19 protein-coding genes and 1 tRNA gene are annotated in these 19,872 nt (G+C 61.9%); 10 read left to right on the top strand and 10 right to left on the bottom strand.

Annotated elements, in window-relative coordinates; genetic code table 11:
- Positions 1-182: 182 nt before the first annotated feature.
- The 3 genes from cgtA to rplU form a co-directional block, all read right to left on the bottom strand.
- Positions 183-1,313, bottom strand: coding sequence for an Obg family GTPase CgtA (gene cgtA, locus NA29_RS22335; RefSeq protein ID WP_039393308.1), 1,131 nt, complete (start codon positions 1,311-1,313; stop codon positions 183-185).
- A gap of 149 nt (positions 1,314-1,462) precedes the next feature.
- Complete coding sequence (rpmA, locus tag NA29_RS22340; RefSeq protein ID WP_039393311.1) at positions 1,463-1,723, bottom strand: 50S ribosomal protein L27; 261 nt, start codon at positions 1,721-1,723, stop codon at positions 1,463-1,465.
- A gap of 28 nt (positions 1,724-1,751) precedes the next feature.
- Positions 1,752-2,063, bottom strand: coding sequence for a 50S ribosomal protein L21 (rplU, locus tag NA29_RS22345; protein WP_039393314.1), 312 nt, complete (start codon positions 2,061-2,063; stop codon positions 1,752-1,754).
- A 327-nt stretch (positions 2,064-2,390) separates the two neighbouring features.
- On the opposite strand from rplU, the gene NA29_RS22350 reads away from it, so the two are divergent.
- The gene (locus tag NA29_RS22350; RefSeq protein ID WP_224786948.1) at positions 2,391-3,320 is read left to right on the top strand and encodes a polyprenyl synthetase family protein; all 930 of its coding nucleotides are present in this window, start codon (positions 2,391-2,393) and stop codon (positions 3,318-3,320) included.
- 19 nt (positions 3,321-3,339) lie between these two features.
- Positions 3,340-3,416, top strand: a tRNA-Pro gene (locus tag NA29_RS22355).
- Between the two features lie 190 nt (positions 3,417-3,606).
- Here the strand turns inward: NA29_RS22355 and NA29_RS26410 are convergent.
- Positions 3,607-3,732: a hypothetical protein gene (locus tag NA29_RS26410; protein ID WP_257125707.1), complete on the bottom strand. Its 126-nt coding sequence runs from the start codon at positions 3,730-3,732 to the stop codon at positions 3,607-3,609.
- Between NA29_RS26410 and NA29_RS22360 the strand changes: the two genes are divergently transcribed.
- From NA29_RS22360 to yacG, 7 genes are all read left to right on the top strand, one after another.
- Positions 3,731-4,936 (top strand): HlyC/CorC family transporter, encoded by a 1,206-nt coding sequence (locus NA29_RS22360; protein WP_257125708.1) that lies wholly within the window; start codon positions 3,731-3,733, stop codon positions 4,934-4,936. The two genes, NA29_RS26410 and NA29_RS22360, sit on opposite strands and share 2 nt — an antisense overlap.
- A gap of 141 nt (positions 4,937-5,077) precedes the next feature.
- Positions 5,078-6,250: a GspE/PulE family protein gene (locus NA29_RS22365; RefSeq protein ID WP_084104044.1), complete on the top strand. Its 1,173-nt coding sequence runs from the start codon at positions 5,078-5,080 to the stop codon at positions 6,248-6,250.
- A gap of 138 nt (positions 6,251-6,388) precedes the next feature.
- Positions 6,389-7,615, top strand: coding sequence for a type II secretion system F family protein (locus tag NA29_RS22370; protein WP_039393323.1), 1,227 nt, complete (start codon positions 6,389-6,391; stop codon positions 7,613-7,615).
- Positions 7,612-8,472 carry a prepilin peptidase gene (locus NA29_RS22375; protein ID WP_052252325.1) on the top strand — a complete coding sequence of 287 codons (861 nt, stop codon included), beginning with the start codon at positions 7,612-7,614 and terminating at the stop codon, positions 8,470-8,472. Before NA29_RS22370 ends, NA29_RS22375 begins: the two co-directional genes overlap by 4 nt.
- The gene (gene coaE, locus NA29_RS22380; RefSeq protein WP_039393325.1) at positions 8,469-9,083 is read left to right on the top strand and encodes a dephospho-CoA kinase; all 615 of its coding nucleotides are present in this window, start codon (positions 8,469-8,471) and stop codon (positions 9,081-9,083) included. The genes NA29_RS22375 and coaE overlap by 4 nt, the downstream gene beginning before the upstream one ends.
- 175 nt (positions 9,084-9,258) lie before the next feature.
- The gene (gene zapD, locus NA29_RS22385; RefSeq protein WP_039393327.1) at positions 9,259-10,014 is read left to right on the top strand and encodes a cell division protein ZapD; all 756 of its coding nucleotides are present in this window, start codon (positions 9,259-9,261) and stop codon (positions 10,012-10,014) included.
- Positions 10,015-10,018: 4 nt separating this feature from the next.
- Positions 10,019-10,213, top strand: coding sequence for a DNA gyrase inhibitor YacG (gene yacG / locus NA29_RS22390; protein WP_039393329.1), 195 nt, complete (start codon positions 10,019-10,021; stop codon positions 10,211-10,213).
- 136 nt (positions 10,214-10,349) lie between these two features.
- Here the strand turns inward: yacG and NA29_RS22395 are convergent, their stop codons facing one another.
- From NA29_RS22395 to secA, 4 genes are all read right to left on the bottom strand, one after another.
- Positions 10,350-10,784 carry an NUDIX domain-containing protein gene (locus NA29_RS22395; protein WP_039401447.1) on the bottom strand — a complete coding sequence of 145 codons (435 nt, stop codon included), beginning with the start codon at positions 10,782-10,784 and terminating at the stop codon, positions 10,350-10,352.
- Between the two features lie 79 nt (positions 10,785-10,863).
- Positions 10,864-11,745, bottom strand: coding sequence for an ATP-binding protein (locus NA29_RS22400; RefSeq protein ID WP_039393334.1), 882 nt, complete (start codon positions 11,743-11,745; stop codon positions 10,864-10,866).
- Between the two features lie 251 nt (positions 11,746-11,996).
- Complete coding sequence (gene argJ / locus NA29_RS22405; RefSeq protein WP_039393336.1) at positions 11,997-13,226, bottom strand: bifunctional glutamate N-acetyltransferase/amino-acid acetyltransferase ArgJ; 1,230 nt, start codon at positions 13,224-13,226, stop codon at positions 11,997-11,999.
- Between the two features lie 181 nt (positions 13,227-13,407).
- Positions 13,408-16,218, bottom strand: coding sequence for a preprotein translocase subunit SecA (secA, locus tag NA29_RS22410; protein ID WP_039393337.1), 2,811 nt, complete (start codon positions 16,216-16,218; stop codon positions 13,408-13,410).
- Positions 16,219-16,523: 305 nt separating this feature from the next.
- Here secA and NA29_RS22415 point away from each other — a divergent pair, with 305 nt between their 5' ends.
- On the top strand, positions 16,524-16,991 hold the full coding sequence (locus tag NA29_RS22415; RefSeq protein ID WP_039393340.1) for a DciA family protein: 468 nt from the start codon (positions 16,524-16,526) through the stop codon (positions 16,989-16,991).
- Positions 16,992-17,106: 115 nt separating this feature from the next.
- On the opposite strand, the gene lpxC is transcribed toward NA29_RS22415, so the two are convergent.
- Positions 17,107-18,021: a UDP-3-O-acyl-N-acetylglucosamine deacetylase gene (lpxC, locus tag NA29_RS22420; RefSeq protein ID WP_039393343.1), complete on the bottom strand. Its 915-nt coding sequence runs from the start codon at positions 18,019-18,021 to the stop codon at positions 17,107-17,109.
- Between the two features lie 559 nt (positions 18,022-18,580).
- Entirely contained in the window at positions 18,581-19,771 is a 1,191-nt protein-coding gene (gene ftsZ, locus NA29_RS22425) for a cell division protein FtsZ (RefSeq protein ID WP_023594064.1), read from the bottom strand.
- Between the last annotated feature and the right edge of the window lie 101 nt (positions 19,772-19,872).

A 19,872-nucleotide genomic window follows, 5' to 3' on the forward strand; every position in this document is an offset into this window, starting at 1 on the left:
CCTGGATTCTCCTGCGGATGTATTGGGAAGACGAGACCACCATGCCCCGGGACGATGCCGCGCATGCGGATCGTCTCTCATTGGGCCACAGCAGCCGGATCGCTGGCGTTGGCGCACGGTCCGGGACCTGATGACGTTCGAGACCTTACGACGTCAGCGCCAGCGTTTGAGTGATGTGGAGTTTACGCCTTTGGCGTGTCGTCCGTTGGGATTTGTGGTGCGGCGTCGGTGGCCGGCGTGGCGCTACCTGCGCGGAAACGCGGATCGGCGGCGGCGTCTTCGATCGCTTCTTCGACGGCGCCACGCTGCTGGTACAGATACTCCTGCACCGCCAGACACAGCTTCTCGCAACCTTCGCCCGTCAGCGCGGAGATCTCGAAGGTCGGGCCGCTCCAGCCGTAGCGTTCCTTGAAGTCGGCGACGCGCGCTTCACGCTCCGCCTCAGGCAGCATGTCGACCTTGTTGAGCACCAGCCAACGCGGCTTCTGGAACAGCTCTTCGTCGTACTTCTGCAATTCGAGGACGATGGCTTTCGCGTCGGCCACCGGATCGACGCCTTCGTCAAACGGCGCAATATCCACGATGTGCAGCAACAGACCGGTGCGCTGCAAGTGGCGCAGGAACTGGTGGCCGAGGCCCGCCCCTTCGGCGGCGCCTTCGATCAGCCCCGGAATGTCGGCGATCACGAAGCTACGGCCCGGGGCCGTGCGCACGACACCCAGATTGGGGTGCAACGTCGTGAACGGATAGTCGGCGACCTTCGGACGCGCATTCGACACCGACGAGATAAACGTCGACTTGCCCGCGTTGGGCATACCGAGCAGGCCGACGTCCGCGAGCACTTTCAGCTCAAGCTGGAGCATGCGGCGCTCACCGGGCTTGCCGGGCGTCGTCTGACGCGGTGCGCGGTTCGTGCTCGATTTGAAATGGATGTTACCCAGACCGCCCGCACCACCCTGCGCGAGGACCACTTCCTGACCGTGTTCGGTCAGATCGGCGATGGTCTCGCCCGTGTCCATGTCAGTGATGATGGTGCCCACCGGCATACGCAGCGTGATATCGTCGCCGCCCTTACCGTAGCAGTCCGACCCGCGACCGCGCTCACCGTCCTTCGCCAGGTGCTTCTTCGAATAACGATAGTCGATCAGGGTGTTGATGTTGCGATCCGCCACGGCGAGCACGCTGCCGCCACGACCGCCGTCGCCGCCGTCAGGTCCGCCGAACGGCACGAATTTCTCACGGCGCATCGATGCCGAGCCGTTGCCGCCGTCTCCGGCGATCACCTCGATTCGCGCTGCGTCAATGAATTTCATGTGGGTCCGTCCCGCTTAACGACCGTCCGCAGACGATCCAAATACTGTTCGATGATCCACGCCGAACGCTGCATCACAATGCGCGCTGGCGGGAGAAACAAAAAAGGCTCCGCATGGAAGCGGAGCCTTTTGGTGGCAAAAGGCTTAGCTTACGCTGCCGCTACCACGCTAACCACTTGCTTCTTCGCTGCGCCCTTGACGGCGAATTGCACGTGGCCGTCGGCCAGTGCAAACAGCGTGTGGTCCTTACCGATACCGACGTTTTCGCCGGCATGCATACGAGTACCGCGTTGGCGAACGATGATGCCGCCAGCCAGGATTGCCTGACCGCCGTACACCTTCACGCCGAGGCGCTTCGACTCGGAATCGCGGCCGTTACGGGACGATCCGCCTGCTTTTTTGTGTGCCATGACTTAACTCCTTACCTAGCTCGATCGATTAGCCGTTGATGCTGTCGATGCGCAGCTCGGTGTAGTTTTGGCGATGGCCTTGACGCTTTTGGTAGTGCTTGCGACGGCGCATCTTGAAAATCTTCACCTTGGGGTGACGACCCTGGGCGACAACGGTAGCCTTGACGGAAGCCCCAGTGACCAACGGCGCACCGAACTTAATCGATTCGCCCTCGCCAACGGCGAGAACCTGGTCAATGGTGATTTCAGCGCCAATGTCAGCCGGTATCTGTTCTACTTTGAGCTTTTCGCCAGCAGCAACCTTATATTGCTTACCGCCGGTTTTTATGACCGCGTACATTGTTGAACCTCACTCATAAACAAGAGAATTTCCGTGCAGACCGAGGGTCCCGAAAGGACTCCACCTACCGGTCGAACGCCCCCGCCGCAGCCCGCTTTCCGAAGTATTTTCGGACGCAGCGCAACGAATGCGCGCACGAAAACCCTGGATTATACAGACTTTCTCCTTTTGCGTCAAAGACTTCCGTAACTCCAGTCATTCCGCGGCCCTGGTGCCCGAAAGTTGCCGCGCCCACTATATAATTTGGGGCGAATTTTTCCTCACCCGAGCCTTGTCTTGACTGCTTCGACTTCTGCCCAGAACGTACTGGCCGCCATCACCGACGACATGAAAGCCGTCGATACGCTTATCCGCCATCGGCTGGCCTCCGAGGTGGTCCTGATCAATCAGATCTCGGAATACATCATCAATTCGGGCGGCAAGCGGCTACGCCCGGCACTGCTGCTGCTGGTCTCCGGCGCGCTGGGCGTGACATCGCCCGCCCGCTACGAGCTGGCGGCCGTCATCGAATTCATCCACACCTCGACGCTGCTTCACGACGACGTCGTCGACGAATCGGACCTGCGCCGCGGCAAGCAGACAGCCAATGCGCTGTTCGGCAATGCAGCGTCGGTGCTGGTCGGCGACTTCCTGTATTCGCGTTCGTTCGAGATGATGGTGAGTGTGGACAACATGCGCGTGATGCAGATCCTCGCGCGCGCGACCAATGTCATCGCCGAAGGGGAAGTGCTTCAGTTGCTGAACATGCACGACCCCGACGTGGACGAGGCGCGCTACCTTCAGGTCATCAAGTACAAGACAGCCACGCTGTTCGAAGCTGCAACGCAGCTGGCGGCCGTACTCGCCAATGCGGATGCACAAACCGAAGCCGCTGTCTGCGAATACGGCGGCCGTCTGGGCACTGCCTTCCAATTGATGGACGACTGGCTCGACTATGCCGGCGACACCGATGCGATGGGCAAGAACGCTGGCGACGACCTGCGCGAAGGCAAACCGACACTGCCACTGATTCACGTTCTGCAACACGGCACGGAAGTAGAGCGCGCACTCGTACGGGAAGCCATCGAGAATGGCGGCACCGACAAGTTCGAGCCGATCCTCGCTGCAATCAAGCGCACGGGTGCGCTCGACTACACGCTTGCACGCGCTCAGGAAGAGGCAGATGCTGCCGCACGAATTATTTCTACGCTCCCCTCTTCCCATTATAAAAATAGCCTGCTAGAATTATGTTCTTACTCGATAGCGCGACGCACTTAGCGAAGTAGCAGTATCGAAGCGGGGTGTAGCTTAGCCTGGTAGAGCGCTACGTTCGGGACGTAGAGGCCGGAGGTTCGAATCCTCTCACCCCGACCAGGATTTACTTTGCTCTCAAGCAAAGCAAAAAAACCGACGGACTTGTCCGTCGGTTTTTTTATTTCTACTGCCGGATACGTTCGCCACGTCTGCCCTATCGAAAAGTCGGCAGTCCGTCACATCACTGCGATGAGATGTGCCCGTCTGGCTACGCAGCAAACGTTCCAATCCCCTCTGATATAGTGGCGACTCATTGCCACCGCCCGCGCTTAGCCGCCCCAAAACGCTTGGACGCCTTGCCCTTATGGGCGCAGATCTGCGCCGTCGCCTTCCTGATCATCTGCTCGGGATTCTTTTCCATTTCCGAGACGAGCATGATGGCGCTCAACCGCCATCGACTGAAGCACCTGGTACGCATGAACGTACACGGCGCGCGCGCGACACAGGGATTGCTCTCTCGCACGGAAGATCTGCTCTCGACCATTCTCGTCGGCAATAACGTCATCAACACCGTCGTGCCGGTGCTCACCACGTCCATCGCGGTGCGCTACTTCGGCAACGACGCCATCACGCTGTCGATCGCGACAGCAATGATCGCGCTGCTCATCATCATCTTCGCCGAGATCGGGCCGAAGATCGTCGGCGCGACATACCCTGATCGCATCGCCCTTTCCGTCAGCACGCCGCTCAAACCGATCGTAGCGGCAGCGAAGCCGCTCGTATGGGTGCTCAACACGTTCGTGCGCGGCATGCTGCGCGTGCTACGCATCGATACGCGCACTGCAGCGAGCGAGACACGTCTGACCACCGAAGAACTGCGCACCATCGTGCTCGAAGCCGGTAACTACATGCCGACCAAGCCACGTAGCGTGCTGCTCAATCTGCTCGATCTCGAGAACATCGCCGTCGACGACGTGATGGTGCCGCGCGCGCGAATCGAAGCGCTCGATATCTCAGCGCCGCTCGACACGATCCTCTCGCAGCTCGAAACCTGTTATCACAACAAGCTGCCCGTCTACGACGGCGACATCGATCGCATCGTCGGCATTCTGCCAGTACGTCGTACGCTCTCCGCGTTGCGTCACCCGGACGACCTCACAGTCGATACGTTGCGCGCGTTGCTCGTCGAACCGTATTTCATCCCGAGCGATACCCCCGCCCTGCGACAGTTGCAATACTTCCAGGAAAACCATCGGCGCGTGGGACTCGTGGTCAACGAGTACGGTGAAGTCGAAGGGCTGGTGACGACCGAGGACATCATCGAAGAACTCATCGGCGAGTTCACCACGAGCGTGCCGGGTGCCGGCGGCAGCCGTTCGGGCTGGACGACGGACGACGATTGTCTGGTCGGCGGCGGCGTGGGCCTTCGCGATCTGAATCGGCGACTGGGACTGCATCTGCCGACCGACGGTCCGAAGACACTCAACGGCCTGATTCTGGAAGTGCTGCGCGAGATTCCCGAAGCTTCGGTCAGTCTCGAGATCGACGGCGTGCGTATGGAAATCGTGCAGATCGATAACCAGGCGATCAAAACGGTACGCCTGTTCAAACCGACGGCACGGGCCGCGCTTCACGACTGAAACTACGTGATCGACGGGGAGCGAACACGTCATATTCGTTCACTGCCCGTCACCTAACGCTATTTTTCAGGTTATTCCGATTGAGACACCGCAGGGATTTGACGAGACTGAAGCTCCACCCAGCTCTCGTCGAACCCTGTCATGCTGCGTCCAACCATCGCCTCCGACGACGCTCTGCCGTCCACCGGCACCCCGGCGTCCACCACACCTCTGCAACGCCTTGAGCAAATACTGAGCGAAGCGATTCGTGCGGGCGCTTCCGATATCCATTTCGAACCGATGGCGCAGCGCTTTCGGGTCCGTCTGCGTGTCGACGGTCGCCTGCAGGAGCATGGCGACGTTCCCCTGACAGCGCGCGACATGCTGGTCTCGCGTCTGAAGGTGCTTGCCAATCTCGACATCGCACAAAAGCGCTTGCCTCAGGACGGACGCATGGTGTGGCGCGAAGCTGGTGAACCGGTCGAGTGTCGCGTGAGTGCGCTCCCCACCCTGCACGGCGAGAAACTCGTGGTGCGCCTGCTCGATGGCGCGAAAGTCCCTCTCTCGCTTGAAGGTCTCGGCTATTCGCCGAAGCAATACCTCGCACTCACGCAAGCGATTGCCCGGCCACATGGCCTGATCTTGCTGACGGGCCCGACGGGCAGTGGCAAGACCGTCTCGCTCTATAGTTGCCTGCGACGTCTGAACGACGCGTCGCGCAACATCGTCACCATCGAGGACCCGGTGGAAATTCGCTTGGCCGGTATCACGCAGGTCAATCTCAACGAACGCGCTGGCCTCGACTTTGCAACGGCTTTACGTGCGTTTCTCCGTCAGGATCCAGATGTCCTCGTCGTGGGCGAAATCCGCGATGCGCAGACCGCCGAAATCGCCATACAGGCCGCGCAGACCGGTCACCTTGTGTTCGCCACCGTTCACGCCAACGACGCGCCGAGCACGCTCGCGCGGCTCTTCGATCTCGGTGTCGCCCCGTTCAATCTGTCGTCGACGTTACTGCTGGTCAGCGCACAGCGTCTGCTTAGGCGACGATGCCCGGCCGGGTGCGAGCCGTCCCGCACGACGACGACTGAAACAGGCCTCGCTGACACCTGCATGCGGTGTCACGGCACCGGTTTTGCCGGACGCATCGGCGCGTTTCAGGTGATGCCGATCAGCGCCACGCAGGCTATCAACATTGCACAGGCGCGCAGTCCGCACGAGCTGGCGGCGCAGGCATGCCGCGAAGGCGTCATGACGCTGCGAGAAGCCGGGTTATGGCATGTCGATGCAGGGGCTGTCGCTCAGGAGGATGTCGATGCGACGCTGCCCGCTTGATGCCAATCAGATGCCAACATACGACATAGCGCGCATACCGTCGACGAATCGAACAGCGGGTGCTCAACACGACGGTGCAAATCATGCGCCACTGCCCCGCGAATGGCGATCACCGATCACGATGGGCGTAGGTGCCGCATGACGACGTCGACACATTTACAGCGATGGCGATGGCAAGGTCGCGATGCCGATGGACACCGTCTTCACGGAGACGTGATCGCTCACGGCGAGGCAGCCGCCCGACTGGCGTTGCGACATCGGCATCCGCAGTTGACCGTCACGCAACTGCGTCCGCAGCGCCGCCACTCGTCTGCCACACGCACACGCCCGGCAGACGCGACCGACCTCGTGCGACGTCTTGCGACATTGCTCGGGGCAGGCGTGCCGCTGAGTGCGGCCCTCGACGTGCTCGCCAGAGGTGCGCACACACGCGGCCTCAAGCGGCTGGCCACCCTCGTCGCCGAGGATGTCGCCCTCGGGTATCCGCTCGCGCAGGCGATGGCGCATGCCAGCCGTCGCTTCAGCAACGTCGATTGTCAGTTGATCGCGGCGGGAGAACTGAGCGGCCAACTCGGCCCGACGCTGGCACGGCTGAGCGCACAGTACGATCACGTGCAAAGCGTTCGCGACAAACTGCAACGCGCACTCGCCTATCCGCTGACCGTATTGGCGGTGGCCATTGCCGTCATCATCGCGCTCCTGCAATGGGTGATCCCGGAGTTCGAGCGGCTATTCGCGAGTGCTGCGGGCGGTGGCGTGCCGTTACCGCCGCTAACCCGCTGGCTCATCGACGTCTCACGCGCGTCGCTCGACAATGGCCTCTGGGTGCTGGCGAGCACGGGCGCCTCCGGGCTGGTCGTCGCTGCGGGTTTGCGGCGAAGTCTATCGCTGCGACGTCATCGCGACCGGCTATTGTTGCGCCTGCCCGGCGTCGGCAAGATCCTTCGGATGATGAGCGCCGCGCGATGGGCCAGAACCCTCGGCACGCTCCTCGACGCCGGTGTCGCGCTACCGGACGCCATGGACGCGGCCGCCAGCGCTTGCGGCAATCTCGTGATGCAGCGATCGGCGCACGACGTGCATCGCAAAGTGGCCCGGGGCGAGCGTCTGGCGACGGCGTTGGAAGGCGACGAACACTGGCCGCTGGCGGTGGCGCAACTGGTCGTCATCGGAGAGGAATCGGGTACACTCGGGCGCATGCTCAATCAGGCCGCAGGCCTGCTCGACGAGGAAGCGTCGCATGCGCTGGTCAGTACCTGCGCAACGCTCGAACCCATGATGATTACGTTGCTCGGCCTGCTGATCGGCGGCATGGTCCTCGCCATGTACCTGCCGATGTTCCAACTCGGATACGGTGTCGCATGAACGCCATGAATGGCTACGCCGAGCTGCTTCTCGTCGACTGGCTCGCTCAATTCTCGCCTCACTGGCGTCTCGCATTGTTTGCGGTGTCTGGCGTGATCGCCGGACTGGTCCTGGATATCGTCGTACGACGGGTGCCTGCCGCCATCGAGCGCGCATGGCTCGAAGAATTGCAGGCCGCCGAAAGCTCCGACACCCACGCGCTGCCAGCCGCATCACCTCAGGTCTCGCCGCTTGCGCTCGCCTCGACCAGCGAGATGTCGGGCGTCGGCGCGGTCAACCTGCCCGTCGCACTGTCCGACCCCGCACCGTCGCGTCGATGGCAGCTCGCACTGCTCAGCGGCGTGCTGAGTGTCGCCATCTCCTGGCGTTTCGGGCCGACGTGGCAGAGCGTCGGCGCGCTCGGACTTGCCTGGACACTGATCGCCCTTGCCTACATCGATCACGACACGCAACTCCTGCCCGACATCCTCACGCTCCCGCTGCTTTGGGCCGGGTTGCTCTGTAACCTCGGTCATTGGTTTGCCAGCCTGCCGTCGGCCGTCATCGGCGCGGCGGCGGGCTACATGAGTCTCTGGGCGATGTACTGGGTGTACTGGTGGATACGGCGTCGCGAAGGCATGGGATTCGGCGACTTCAAACTTTTCGCGGCGCTCGGCGCGTGGTTCGGCTGGACAGCGTTACCGCAAATTCTGCTCGTCGCCTGCGTGCTCGCCATTGTCATTGCGGGCAGCGCATGGCTGATGGGACGCTTGCGCGGCGATCAGATGTTTCCTTTCGGCGCGTTTCTTGCCGCCGCAGGTATCGTCACACTCTTCGGTGGCGACAGCCTCATGCTCTGGATCGGAGGAACTCCATGACTTACGCCATCGGCCTGACCGGCGGCATCGGTAGCGGCAAAACAACCGTTGCCAATCTGTTTGCCACGCATGGCATCGCCATCATCGATACCGATGCCATCGCGCACAGCATCACCGCCCCGGGCGGCGCAGCGATGCCCGCGATCCGCCGGGACTTCGGCGACGCCTTCATCGCACCGGACGGCTCACTCGACCGCGCGCGCATGCGCGAAGCGGTGTTCTCCGACAACGCCGCAAAAGCGCGTTTGGAGGCAATCACCCATCCGCTGATACGCACGGAATGCGAGCGTGCAGCGGCCGAGGCTGAAGGGCCCTATCTGATTTTCGTCGTGCCTTTGTTAGTGGAATCCGGCACATGGCGTGAGCGGGTCCAGCGCATCCTCGTTGTCGATTGCACCGAGGAGACACAGATTGCTCGCGTCATGTCGCGCAATCGGTTCACACGCGAGCAGGTGCAGGCCATCATGGCACGTCAGGCATCACGCGCGCAGCGACTCGCTGTGGCGGACGACATCATCGACAACGATGCACAGCAGGCACCGCTCGCCCCCCAGGTCGACCGTCTGCACGCGGCCTATCTTCAGTTGGCCAGACAGACCGGCGGCGAGTGATTTTCAGTCGCAGCGCATCGAAATGCCGATGTCTGGACGTATGTCGGGAGGCATTTCGTGCAGGTGTCTTGCATTCGGCGCCCAATTGAGCGCCCACTCGCGTTGCAACCCGACAGATTCCCGCATTAGAATGTCGCCATTACGCTGAAAAGCGCCAACTTCTGGGCCAACGCGCTTGATCCTGTACGAATATCCGCTCAACGAACGCATTCGCACGCTGCTTCGGCTAGAAGAGCTGTTCGGGCGCTTTGCCTTTTTCGTCGGACAGGATCAGCCGCTCGATCATCATGCGGCCCTGATCACGATGTTCGAGATTGCCGACATCGCCGGTCGCACCGATCTGAAAAACGAACTGGTCAAGGAACTCGACCGGCAACGTCAGACGCTGCAGACCTATCGCGGCAATCCCGATATCGCTTCCGACGCGCTCGAACAATTCATCGGCGAGGTCGAGCTGGCCATCGCGAACCTCAACCAGATCCCCGGCAAACCCGGTCAGCACCTGAACGACAACGAGTGGCTTGCCAGCATTCGCAGCCGTTCGGTCATTCCGGGCGGCACCTGCCGTTTCGATCTGCCGTCGTATTACGCCTGGCGTCACAACGATGCCGAGCAGCGCCGTCACGACATCGATAAGTGGATCGGTCCGCTGTTCCCGATTCGCGACGCCATCAGCATCGTGCTGGGGCTGGCGCGCGAGTCCGGCCATGCCAGCAAGGCGATGGCGCAGCAGGGCAGCTATCAGCAGATGCTCACGGGCCGTGTCTATCAACTGATGCAGGTGCGTGTCGCCGCCGACCTTCGTGTCATTCCGGAAGCCAGCGCCAACAAGTACATGTTGTGGGTGCGCTTCACGACGCAGGACGGCGATCTGAAGCCGCGTCCGGTCGACAGCGACGTGCCGTTCCTGCTCACCCTTTGCAATTTGTAAGCCGATGACGAGCGTCGTGAACTGCCCGACCTGCGGCAAGAAAGTCGTGTGGGGTCCGCAAGCCAAATTCCGCCCGTTCTGCTCGGAACGCTGCAAGCAGATCGATATGGGCGCGTGGGCCGCGGAGAAATACACCATCCCGTCCGAATCGCCGGAAGATCCTTCGCAGGAATCGCCGCTCGACCCGACACAACGCTAAGTGCTGACGGACACGCACTGAGCGCCATAGAAAAAGCCGTTTCGACATTCACCGAAACGGCTTTTTTGTTTTTCCAGGTTCAGCGGAACTGACCCTTATTCGCCTCGCCTCCGCCCTCGGGGGCGTCACGCATGCGTCAGGAGCGCTGTGCCAATTCTTCGGCGAGCCACGTCAGGGGCGGCAATGCAGCGGGCAGCAGCGGCTCCACGCTCACCGGCGGATGCTCCCACGCGAGGGCCTGCCCTTCCTTGCCATGCGGCTCGCCCTGCCATGCCGTCACCTTGCAGAAGTGCAGACGCACGTACGCATGCGGGTAGTCATGTTCGAGGACACGCCACGGCGCGCAACGCTCGACCGTGACACCCAGCTCTTCGTGCAGCTCGCGCGCAAGCGCCGCCGCGACCGACTCGCCCGCTTCGAGCTTGCCACCGGGGAACTCCCAATAACCGGCGTACGGTTTGCCCTCGGGACGCTGCCCGAGCAGCACCGCGCCATCCGGGTGCACCATGACACCAACGGCCACTTCCGTGACCGGACGCCCGTCCGGCGCCGTTTGTTTCGAATCTGTCATATCGCTACGCATTGCTGAATTTCGGGATCGGGCAAACGGCGGTCCGGGTCATCCCCGGACGACGCCACGCGCCCGATCGTTACGATGCCTGTGCCGCGCCTCGCTGCTTGCCCGCCCAATCGCGCGCAAACTGGAACGCCACACGGCCCGAGCGCGAACCGCGCTCCAATGCCCAGATCAGCGCTTCCTGACGCGCGCTTTCCGTCTGCTCCGCCGGCACGCCGAAGTGTTGCAGCCAATGGCCGACGATCGTCAGGTAGTCGTCCTGCTTGAACGGGTAGAAACTCACCCACAGGCCGAAGCGCTCGGACAGCGAGATCTTCTCTTCGATCACTTCGCCCGGATGAATCTCGCCGTCGTCGGTGTGACGATAGCTCTCGTTGTCCTTCATGTACTCGGGCAACAAGTGGCGGCGGTTGGATGTCGCATAAATCAGCACGTTGTCCGACTGCGCAGCCACGGAACCGTCGAGCGCAACCTTGAGCGCCTTGTAACCCGATTCGCCGTCTTCGAACGACAGGTCGTCGCAAAACACGACGAAGCGTTCCGGGCGTTGCGAGATCAGGTCGACGATGTCGCCCAGATCGGTCAGGTCGTCCTTGTCGACTTCGATCAGACGCAGCCCTTCCGACGCGTACTGATTCAGACAGGCCTTGATCAGCGACGACTTGCCCGTGCCGCGCGCTCCGGTCAACAGCACGTTATTGGCCGGTTCGCCACGCACGAACTGACGCGTGTTCTGCTCGATCAGCGCCTTCTGGCGTTCGATGTTCTGCAGGTCGCTCAGCGTGATGGAGGACACGTGCGCGACGGGCTGCAGAAACCCACGGCCCTGCTTCTTGCGCCAGCGAAACGCCGTAGCGACGTTCCAGTCGATCTCAGGGGTCGCCGGGGGCAGCATCGCCTCCAGCCGGGCCAGCACGCCTTCCGCGCGCGTCAGGAACTGTTCCAGTTTGTCCATGCTTCGATATCCCCGCGCCGCTCATGGGCGCTCATGTCGATGCTTCGAGGTGTTGTCGTTTCCCTTCGCTGTGCGCCGCGGTGCTTTTGCCACCCGTCCGGCAGTCCAAACGTTGTTTCCGATGGACTTGCGCGTCTCGCTCATTCACTTCCACCGGCACATGGCCAACGCCGGTCAGGCGTCGGTGCCATGCGCCGACGGCCCTTGCCTCCTGTGGGAAGCCTGGACCTTCAGGGCCGTCGCGTCGGGTCTCAGGAGCGGTAATCCGCGTTGATGCTCACGTAGTCGTGCGAGAGATCACACGTCCACAGCGTAGCGGCCGCGTCGCCGCGACCCAGCACTACGCGTACCGTAATTTCGCTTTGCTTCATCACGCGCTGACCGTCTTCTTCGCGATAGTCGGCGTTGCGGCCACCGGCGCGCGCCACCAGCACATCGTCGAGATACAGGTCGATCTTGCTAACGTCGAGGTCGTTCACGCCCGCATAGCCGATGGCGGCCAGAATACGACCCAGATTCGGATCGGACGCAAAGAAAGCCGTCTTCACCAGCGGCGAATGACCGATGGCATAAGCGATCTGGCGGCACTCGGCCACGTCGCGGCCGCCTTCGACCGTCACGGTGATGAACTTGGTCGCGCCTTCGCCGTCGCGCACGATCAGTTGCGCCAGCTCTTGCGAGATCGACAGCAGCGCGTCGCGCAATGCAGCGAACGCCGGGGTGTCCGTGCTGGCGATTTCCGGCAGCTCGGTCTGGCCCGTAGCGGCCACGATGAACGAATCGTTGGTGGACGTATCGCCATCGATGGTGATGGCATTGAAGGAACGGTCGGCCACGTACTTCACCAGCGCGTCGAGCACCGGTTGTGCCACGCGGGCGTTCGTGCCTACGAAACCGAGCATGGTCGCCATGTTCGGCTTGATCATGCCCGCGCCCTTGCTCACGCCGGTCATCACGATCGTCTGGCCGTCGATCACGATCTGACGCGACGCGGCCTTCGGCAGCGTGTCGGTCGTCATGATCGATTGCGCAGCTTCGAACCAGTGCGCCGGCGCGAGATTGGCGATGGCCTGCGGCAGACCGGCGACCAGACGGTCGACCGGCAACGGTTCGAGAATCACGCCCGTCGAGAACGGCAGAATCTGGTTGCTCGAGACCGACAGCAGCTTGGCAAGCGCGTCGCAAGTAGCACGCGTGGCCAGCATGCCCGGCTCGCCGGTACCCGCATTGGCGTTACCCGTATTGACGACGAGCGCGCGAATGCCCGCATGAGCGGCCAGATGTTCCTTGCATACCGTCACCGGGGCGGCGCAGAAGCGGTTGGTCGTGAAAACACCCGATACCGTGCTGCCGGCAGCCAGTCGCATGACCAGCACGTCCTTGCGGTTCGGTTTGCGGATATTGGCTTCGGCCCAGCCCAGTTCGACGCCCGGAACGGCGTGCAGTTGGGAGGCTTCGATCGAGGGGAAATTGACGGCCATGGGGGTTCGCCCGCGAGAGGTAAGGGTTCAAGCACCCGCCCTGGCGATGTCGGCACGACAGCCCGCCGGGGCGGCGGTTGATCGGTGCGGCCGGTTTCGAAGCTTTGCACATCCTCAAAAACCGGCGCTACAAACGACGCGGCGCCGATAAAGTGTCGGCGCCGCGGCGATCGTTCACATCTTAAGACAGTTTGCCGTGGCAGTGCTTGAATTTCTTGCCACTGCCGCACGGGCACGGGTCATTGCGTCCGACCTTCGGCAGCATGTCGACGCCAGCGGCTGCACCGGCTACGCCCGCAGCACCTGCCGCCTGGGCGAGCGCTGCAACCACCGGGCGACCGGCGTCTTCGTCCACTTCGCCTTCGCCGCCCACGGTTTCGAGTTCGTCATGCTTGAACTCGATGTTCACCAGACCGCCTGCGTTGTCGTCGAGCGACTCCGTGGCTTGCTCAAGCTCTTCCTGCGACTGGATGCGCACGTTCATGATGACGCGTGTGACTTCCAGCTTGATGGTCTCAAGCAACTGTGCGAACAGTTCGAACGCTTCGCGCTTGTATTCCTGCTTCGGATTCTTCTGAGCGTAACCGCGCAGATGGATACCCTGACGCAGGTGATCCAGCGCCGCCAGATGCTCGCGCCAGTTCGAATCCACGCTTTGCAGCATGACCGAGCGCTCGAAGCCCGAGAACGACTCGCGGCCGACCAGATCGACCTTTGCGGTATACGACGCTTCGGCCGCATCCATGACTTCCTTAAGGATGTCTTCGTCGTCGATCTCTTCCGCGCCTTCGATGCGCGATTGCAGGGGCAGATCGAGCTGCCACTCTTCGCGCAGCGTCGTCTCCAGACCCTTCAGGTCCCACTGCTCTTCCACGGTGCCGACCGGCACGTAGTTGCGCACCAGATCCTCGAACACGCTTTGACGCATGCCTGCAATCGTTTCCGACACGTCCTGCGCTTCGAGCAGTTCGTTACGCTGCTGATAGATCACCTTACGCTGATCGTTCGCAACGTCGTCGTACTCCAGCAGTTGCTTACGCACGTCGAAGTTACGGGCTTCGACCTTACGCTGCGCCGACTCGATCGAACGCGTGACGATGCCCGCTTCGATGGCCTCGCCTTCCGGCATCTTCAGACGATCCATGATCGCGCGCACACGGTCGCCCGCGAAAATGCGCAGCAGCGGATCTTCCAGCGACAGATAGAAGCGCGACGAACCCGGATCGCCCTGACGACCCGAGCGGCCGCGCAACTGGTTGTCGATACGGCGCGATTCGTGACGCTCAGTGCCGATGATGTGCAGACCGCCTGCGGTCTTCACCTGCTCGTGCAAGCCTTGCCACTCGTCCTGCAACTGCTGGATGCGGGCGGCCTTGTCGGCGTCCGACAGGCTTTCGTCAGCTTCGATGAAACCGGATTGCTTCTCGACGTTGCCGCCCAGCACGATGTCGGTACCGCGACCGGCCATGTTGGTCGCGATGGTGATCACGCCCGGACGGCCTGCCTGCGCCACGATCTCGGCCTCGCGCTGATGCTGCTTGGCGTTAAGCACCTGATGCGGCAGCTTTTCGCGCGTGAGCAGTTGCGAGAGGTATTCGGACGTTTCGATCGACGTCGTGCCCACCAGCACCGGCTGACCGCGCTCGACGCAATCGCGAATGTCCTTGATGACGGCGTCGTACTTTTCCTTCGCCGTCTTGTAGATCTGATCCTGACGGTCGATCCGCTTCGGCTGACGGTTCGTCGGGATCACCACCGTTTCGAGACGGTAGATTTCGTTGAATTCGAACGCTTCGGTATCCGCCGTACCCGTCATGCCCGAGAGCTTGGCGTACATGCGGAAGTAGTTCTGGAACGTGATCGAGGCGAGCGTCTGGTTCTCGTGCTGAATCTTGACGCGTTCTTTCGCTTCCACGGCCTGATGCAGGCCTTCGGACCAGCGACGGCCGGCCATCAGACGGCCCGTGAATTCGTCGACGATTACGATCTCGTCGTTCTGCACCACGTAATGCTGGTCCTTGTGGAACAGCGTGTGCGCGCGCAATGCGGCGTACACGTGGTGCATGAGCGTGATGTTTTGCGGCGCGTACAGGCTGTCGCCCTCGGCGATCATGCCCCACTCGGCGAGCAGTTGCTCCGCCTTCTCGTGGCCGCGCTCGGTCAGGAACACCTGACGACCCTTCTCGTCGAGCGTGTAGTCGCCCGGCACTTCGACGCCCGTACCGTCGGACTTCTCTTCGCCGATCTGACGTTCGAGCATCGCCGGCAGGCGATCCATCTTCACGTACAGCTCGGTGTGATCTTCGGCCTGACCGGAAATGATCAGCGGCGTACGGGCTTCGTCGATCAGGATCGAGTCCACTTCGTCGACGATCGCATAGTTGAGCGTACGCTGCACCCGCTGCTCGGTCTCGTAGACCATGTTGTCGCGCAGGTAGTCGAAGCCGAACTCGTTGTTCGTGCCGTACGTGATGTCGGCCGCGTAGGCGCCTTGCTTCTGGTCGTGCGGCATCTGCGACAGGTTGATACCCACCGACAGACCCAGGAAGTTGTACAGACGCGCCATCCACTCGGCGTCGCGCTGTGCCAGGTAGTCGTTGACGGTCACGACGTGCACGCCCTTGCCCGAAAGCGCATTCAGGTAGGCGGGCAGCGTGGCGACGAGCGTCTTGCCTTCGCCCGTGCGCATTTCGGCGATCTTGCCATAGTGCAGCACCATGCCGCCGATCAGCTGAACGTCGAAGTGACGCATCTTGAGGACGCGCTTGCCCGCCTCGCGGCACACGGCAAAGGCTTCGACGAGCAACGAATCCACGCTCGCCCCCTGGGCGATGCGTTGTTTGAATTCCTCAGTCTTGCCGCGCAGTTGCTCATCGCTCAGCTGTGCGATTTGCGGTTCGAGGGCGTTAATCGCCGTGACGGTTTTCTGGTACTGCTTGATGAGCCGCTGGTTGCGGCTGCCAAATACTTTTTTAAGAAGACCGGGAATCATCGGATCACTGGTTAGGGCGGCAAATGTCGTTCGCAATCGTGCAGTCTGTCGTCTGACGGAAAACCTCACCCCGGAGTTGCGCCCCATGAGTAACGATCCGCCCGAGCGTCTGCGCGCTGCGGGTCACCGGTATTTGGCACGTTGGCCGCACGCCGGTTCGATACATGTACTGAAAAATGGATTCTAGCATGCTGACGTGGCACCTCCCGAAGGCACCCAACGTCAACAAACCGGGGCTTTTAGGGGGCGGGACGAGGCGACGCCCGATGGCGGGGTAAAATATGCGGTGACTTCTGTCTCATCATATGAAACGACCCAAAGCGTCTCGCGTTGCACGCCCTCTGACCGACCTGTTATCCGCATCCGACGGTGCCGGATCGCTGCTGGTCGCCGCCGAACAACTCGGCCGTCTGGAGCGTGACGTTCACGCGCTGCTGCCCGCCGCACTCAGCGGCAGCGTGAGGCTCGCGCCGCCGCGTGAGGGGGCGCTCGTCTTCCTGGTAAGCAATAACGCGCTCGCGGCGCGTCTGCGTCAGCAAACGCCATCGCTGATCGACGGACTGGCGACGCGCGGGTGGCTCATCCGCTCGATCAAGATCCGCGTGAGCATCGCCACGCCTGAGCCGCAGAAGCCCCCCAAAGAGGCTCTGCTGTCTCGTCAGGGGCTCGTGAGCCTGCGCGATCTGCGCGACGCTCTGGAGCCGTCTCCGCTGCGCGACGCGCTCGCGCGACTCGTCGCCCGTCACTCTTACGGCGGGACGCGCAAACCCTGAGCATTCCACGCAATTGCCAACGCCGATTTTGCTCGCGCGTCAAATAAAAAGGCGCCGGATCACCGGCGCTTTCTTTTTGTTACATCCCGTCATGCAGCATGACGGTTTGCGTCACTTACGCGAACTGTGTCTGCGGTTCGAACTGGAAGCCGCGCGGGGCGTCTTCTGCACGCTCGAACGTGACGATTTCGTAGGCTTCCTGTGCGAGAAGCTCGCGCAGCAGCTGATTGTTCAGACCGTGGCCCGACTTATACGCCGTGTACGACGCCAGCAGCGGGTGGCCGATCACGTACAGGTCGCCGATCGCGTCGAGCAACTTGTGCTTCACGAACTCGTCGTCGTAGCGCAGCCCGTCGTTGTTCAGAATGCGGTACTCGTCGAGCACAATCGCGTTGTCCATACTGCCGCCGCGCGCGAGTCCCAGCTCACGCAGCATTTCGACTTCATGCGCGAAGCCGAACGTGCGCGCACGTGCGATTTCCTTCGCGTAGGACGTATCGGCGAAATCGACCTCGAGCGCCTGGCCCGTGCGATCCACGGCCGGGTGACGGAAGTCGATGGTGAACTTGAGCTTGAAGCCGTCGTACGGTTCGAGACGGGCAAGCTTGTCGCCTTCGCGAATCTCGACCGGCTTCGTCACGCGGATGAATTTCTTGGCAGCGGCCTGCTCTTCGATGCCGGCCGACTGGATCAGGAAGACGAACGTCGCAGCGCTACCGTCCATGATCGGAATTTCTTCTGCGGTGACGTCGACGTACAAATTGTCGATGCCCAGCCCCGCGCATGCCGACATCAGGTGTTCCACGGTGGACACCCGCGCACCATCCTTCTGCAACACCGACGCAAGACGCGTGTCGCCAATCGCCATCGCCGACGCCGGAATCTCTACAGGAGGATTCAGATCGGTACGGCAGAAGACAATGCCCGTATCGGGCGGCGCCGGACGCAGCGACAACTCGACCTTGCGACCGGAGTGCAAGCCGATGCCGACTGTCTTGGCGATGGATTTGAGAGTGCGCTGCTTAAGCATGCTATTTATTAAAACTATCAGACGCTAAGGATCATAGATCGAATTATATCAGATCGGCGCCTTCATCGCTGTGCCACAAACACAACGCTTCGTTACCAAACATTCCGGATGTTGCCTCATCGGATTGTCCCTACCAATATCACGATACGAAATGACGCATTTGCGAAAATCGGCTTTTTCCATCTTAGACGTCAGGCTATACACCTGCGCGCCCATTAATTTTCGGGGCACCCCGGCCACTGCGACGGAGGCAAGCCGCAGCGGTCGGGGGGACAGATTCGCGAGACCGGGTCAGGGATCACGAACGCTTACCCGTAACGTCCGTCATCTGTGAGGCGTCGACACCTTTTGCGACTCTGGTCGTCGCAACCACAAGGCATCACCGCGCATCACAACCTTGCCGTATCGTCCCTCGGACCCGTACCGGGGCGCGCCTTCCCCACGCCACAGGGCATGGTAGTTGGAGCGACGGCGAATCCTCACGACGACCTGCGTAGGTCTCGCGATTCCCAAGGTGCGGCGGCGCCAGGCACTGGCACCCGGCCCGCGCGCAACCTTGTCAGTCGGCTTGCTTGCGCAGGAAAGCCGGGATGTCGTACGTGTCGACACCCTTTTCCTGCAACGCAGCGACGTGCGAAGCTGCGGTCTCACGCGTGCTGCGCCACACGGCCGGCGTATCGAGCGCGCCGTAGTCCGTACCGGCAGCCTGACCGACGTTCGGCACGTGGCCGGTCGCGATCGGCATATTGTCGGTACCGGTCTTGAGCAGCGTCATCGGTGCAGCGGCCTTCTTCGCAACAGCACGGCCCAGGCCGGTTGCCACGACGGTCACGCGCAGTGCATCGCCCATCTTGTCGTCGTAGACGGTACCGAAAATCACGGTCGCGTCTTCGGCGGCGTAGCTCTTGATGGTGTTCATCACTTCACGCGTTTCCGACAGACGCAGCGAACGCGATGCCGTGATGTTCACCAGCACGCCACGCGCGCCCGACAGATCCACGCCTTCGAGCAGCGGGCTTGCCACGGCTTGCTCGGCGGCCAGACGCGCACGATCGACACCGGCAACCGTCGCCGTACCCATCATCGCCTTGCCTTGCTCGCCCATCACCGTCTTCACGTCTTCAAAGTCGACGTTCACCAGACCGTCGACGTTGATGATTTCGGCGATGCCGGCCACGGCGTTATGCAGCACGTCGTCGGCGCACTGGAAGCACTTGTCCATCTCGGCATCGTCGCCCATGACTTCGAACAGCTTGTCATTGAGCACGACGATCAGCGAGTCGACGTTGTCTTCCAGTTCCTGTGCGCCCGTCTCGGCCACACGCATACGCTTGCCGCCTTCGAACTCGAACGGCTTGGACACCACGCCGACGGTCAGAATGCCCATTTCCTTGGCGATCTGCGCCACCACCGGCGCTGCGCCCGTGCCCGTACCGCCGCCCATGCCGGCGGTGATGAACACCATGTGCGCGCCACGCAGGGCGTCGGCCACGCGCTCGCGCGCTTCTTCAGCGGCCGAGCGGCCCATTTCCGGCTTCGCGCCTGCACCCAGACCGGTCTTGCCGAGCTGAATGTTCACGCTGGCCTGCGAGCGGCCCAGTGCCTGAGCGTCGGTGTTCATGGCGATGAATTCCACGCCTTGCACACCACGGTTGATCATGTGCTGGACGGCATTGCCGCCAGCGCCACCAACACCCACCACCTTGATGATGGTGCCGTTGGTTTCCGTTTCCAACATTTCGAAGTTCATAGCGCCTCCAGTGAATTAAAAGCAGATCCGGTACTGCGGGTCACGTGCCGCTCGGGTAAGCCGCGCGTGTTTTCAACACCGAATCCACACCCCTCATAAAC

Origin of the sequence: Pandoraea sputorum, assembly GCF_000814845.2 — a bacterium.
GTDB lineage: Bacteria > Pseudomonadota > Gammaproteobacteria > Burkholderiales > Burkholderiaceae > Pandoraea > Pandoraea sputorum.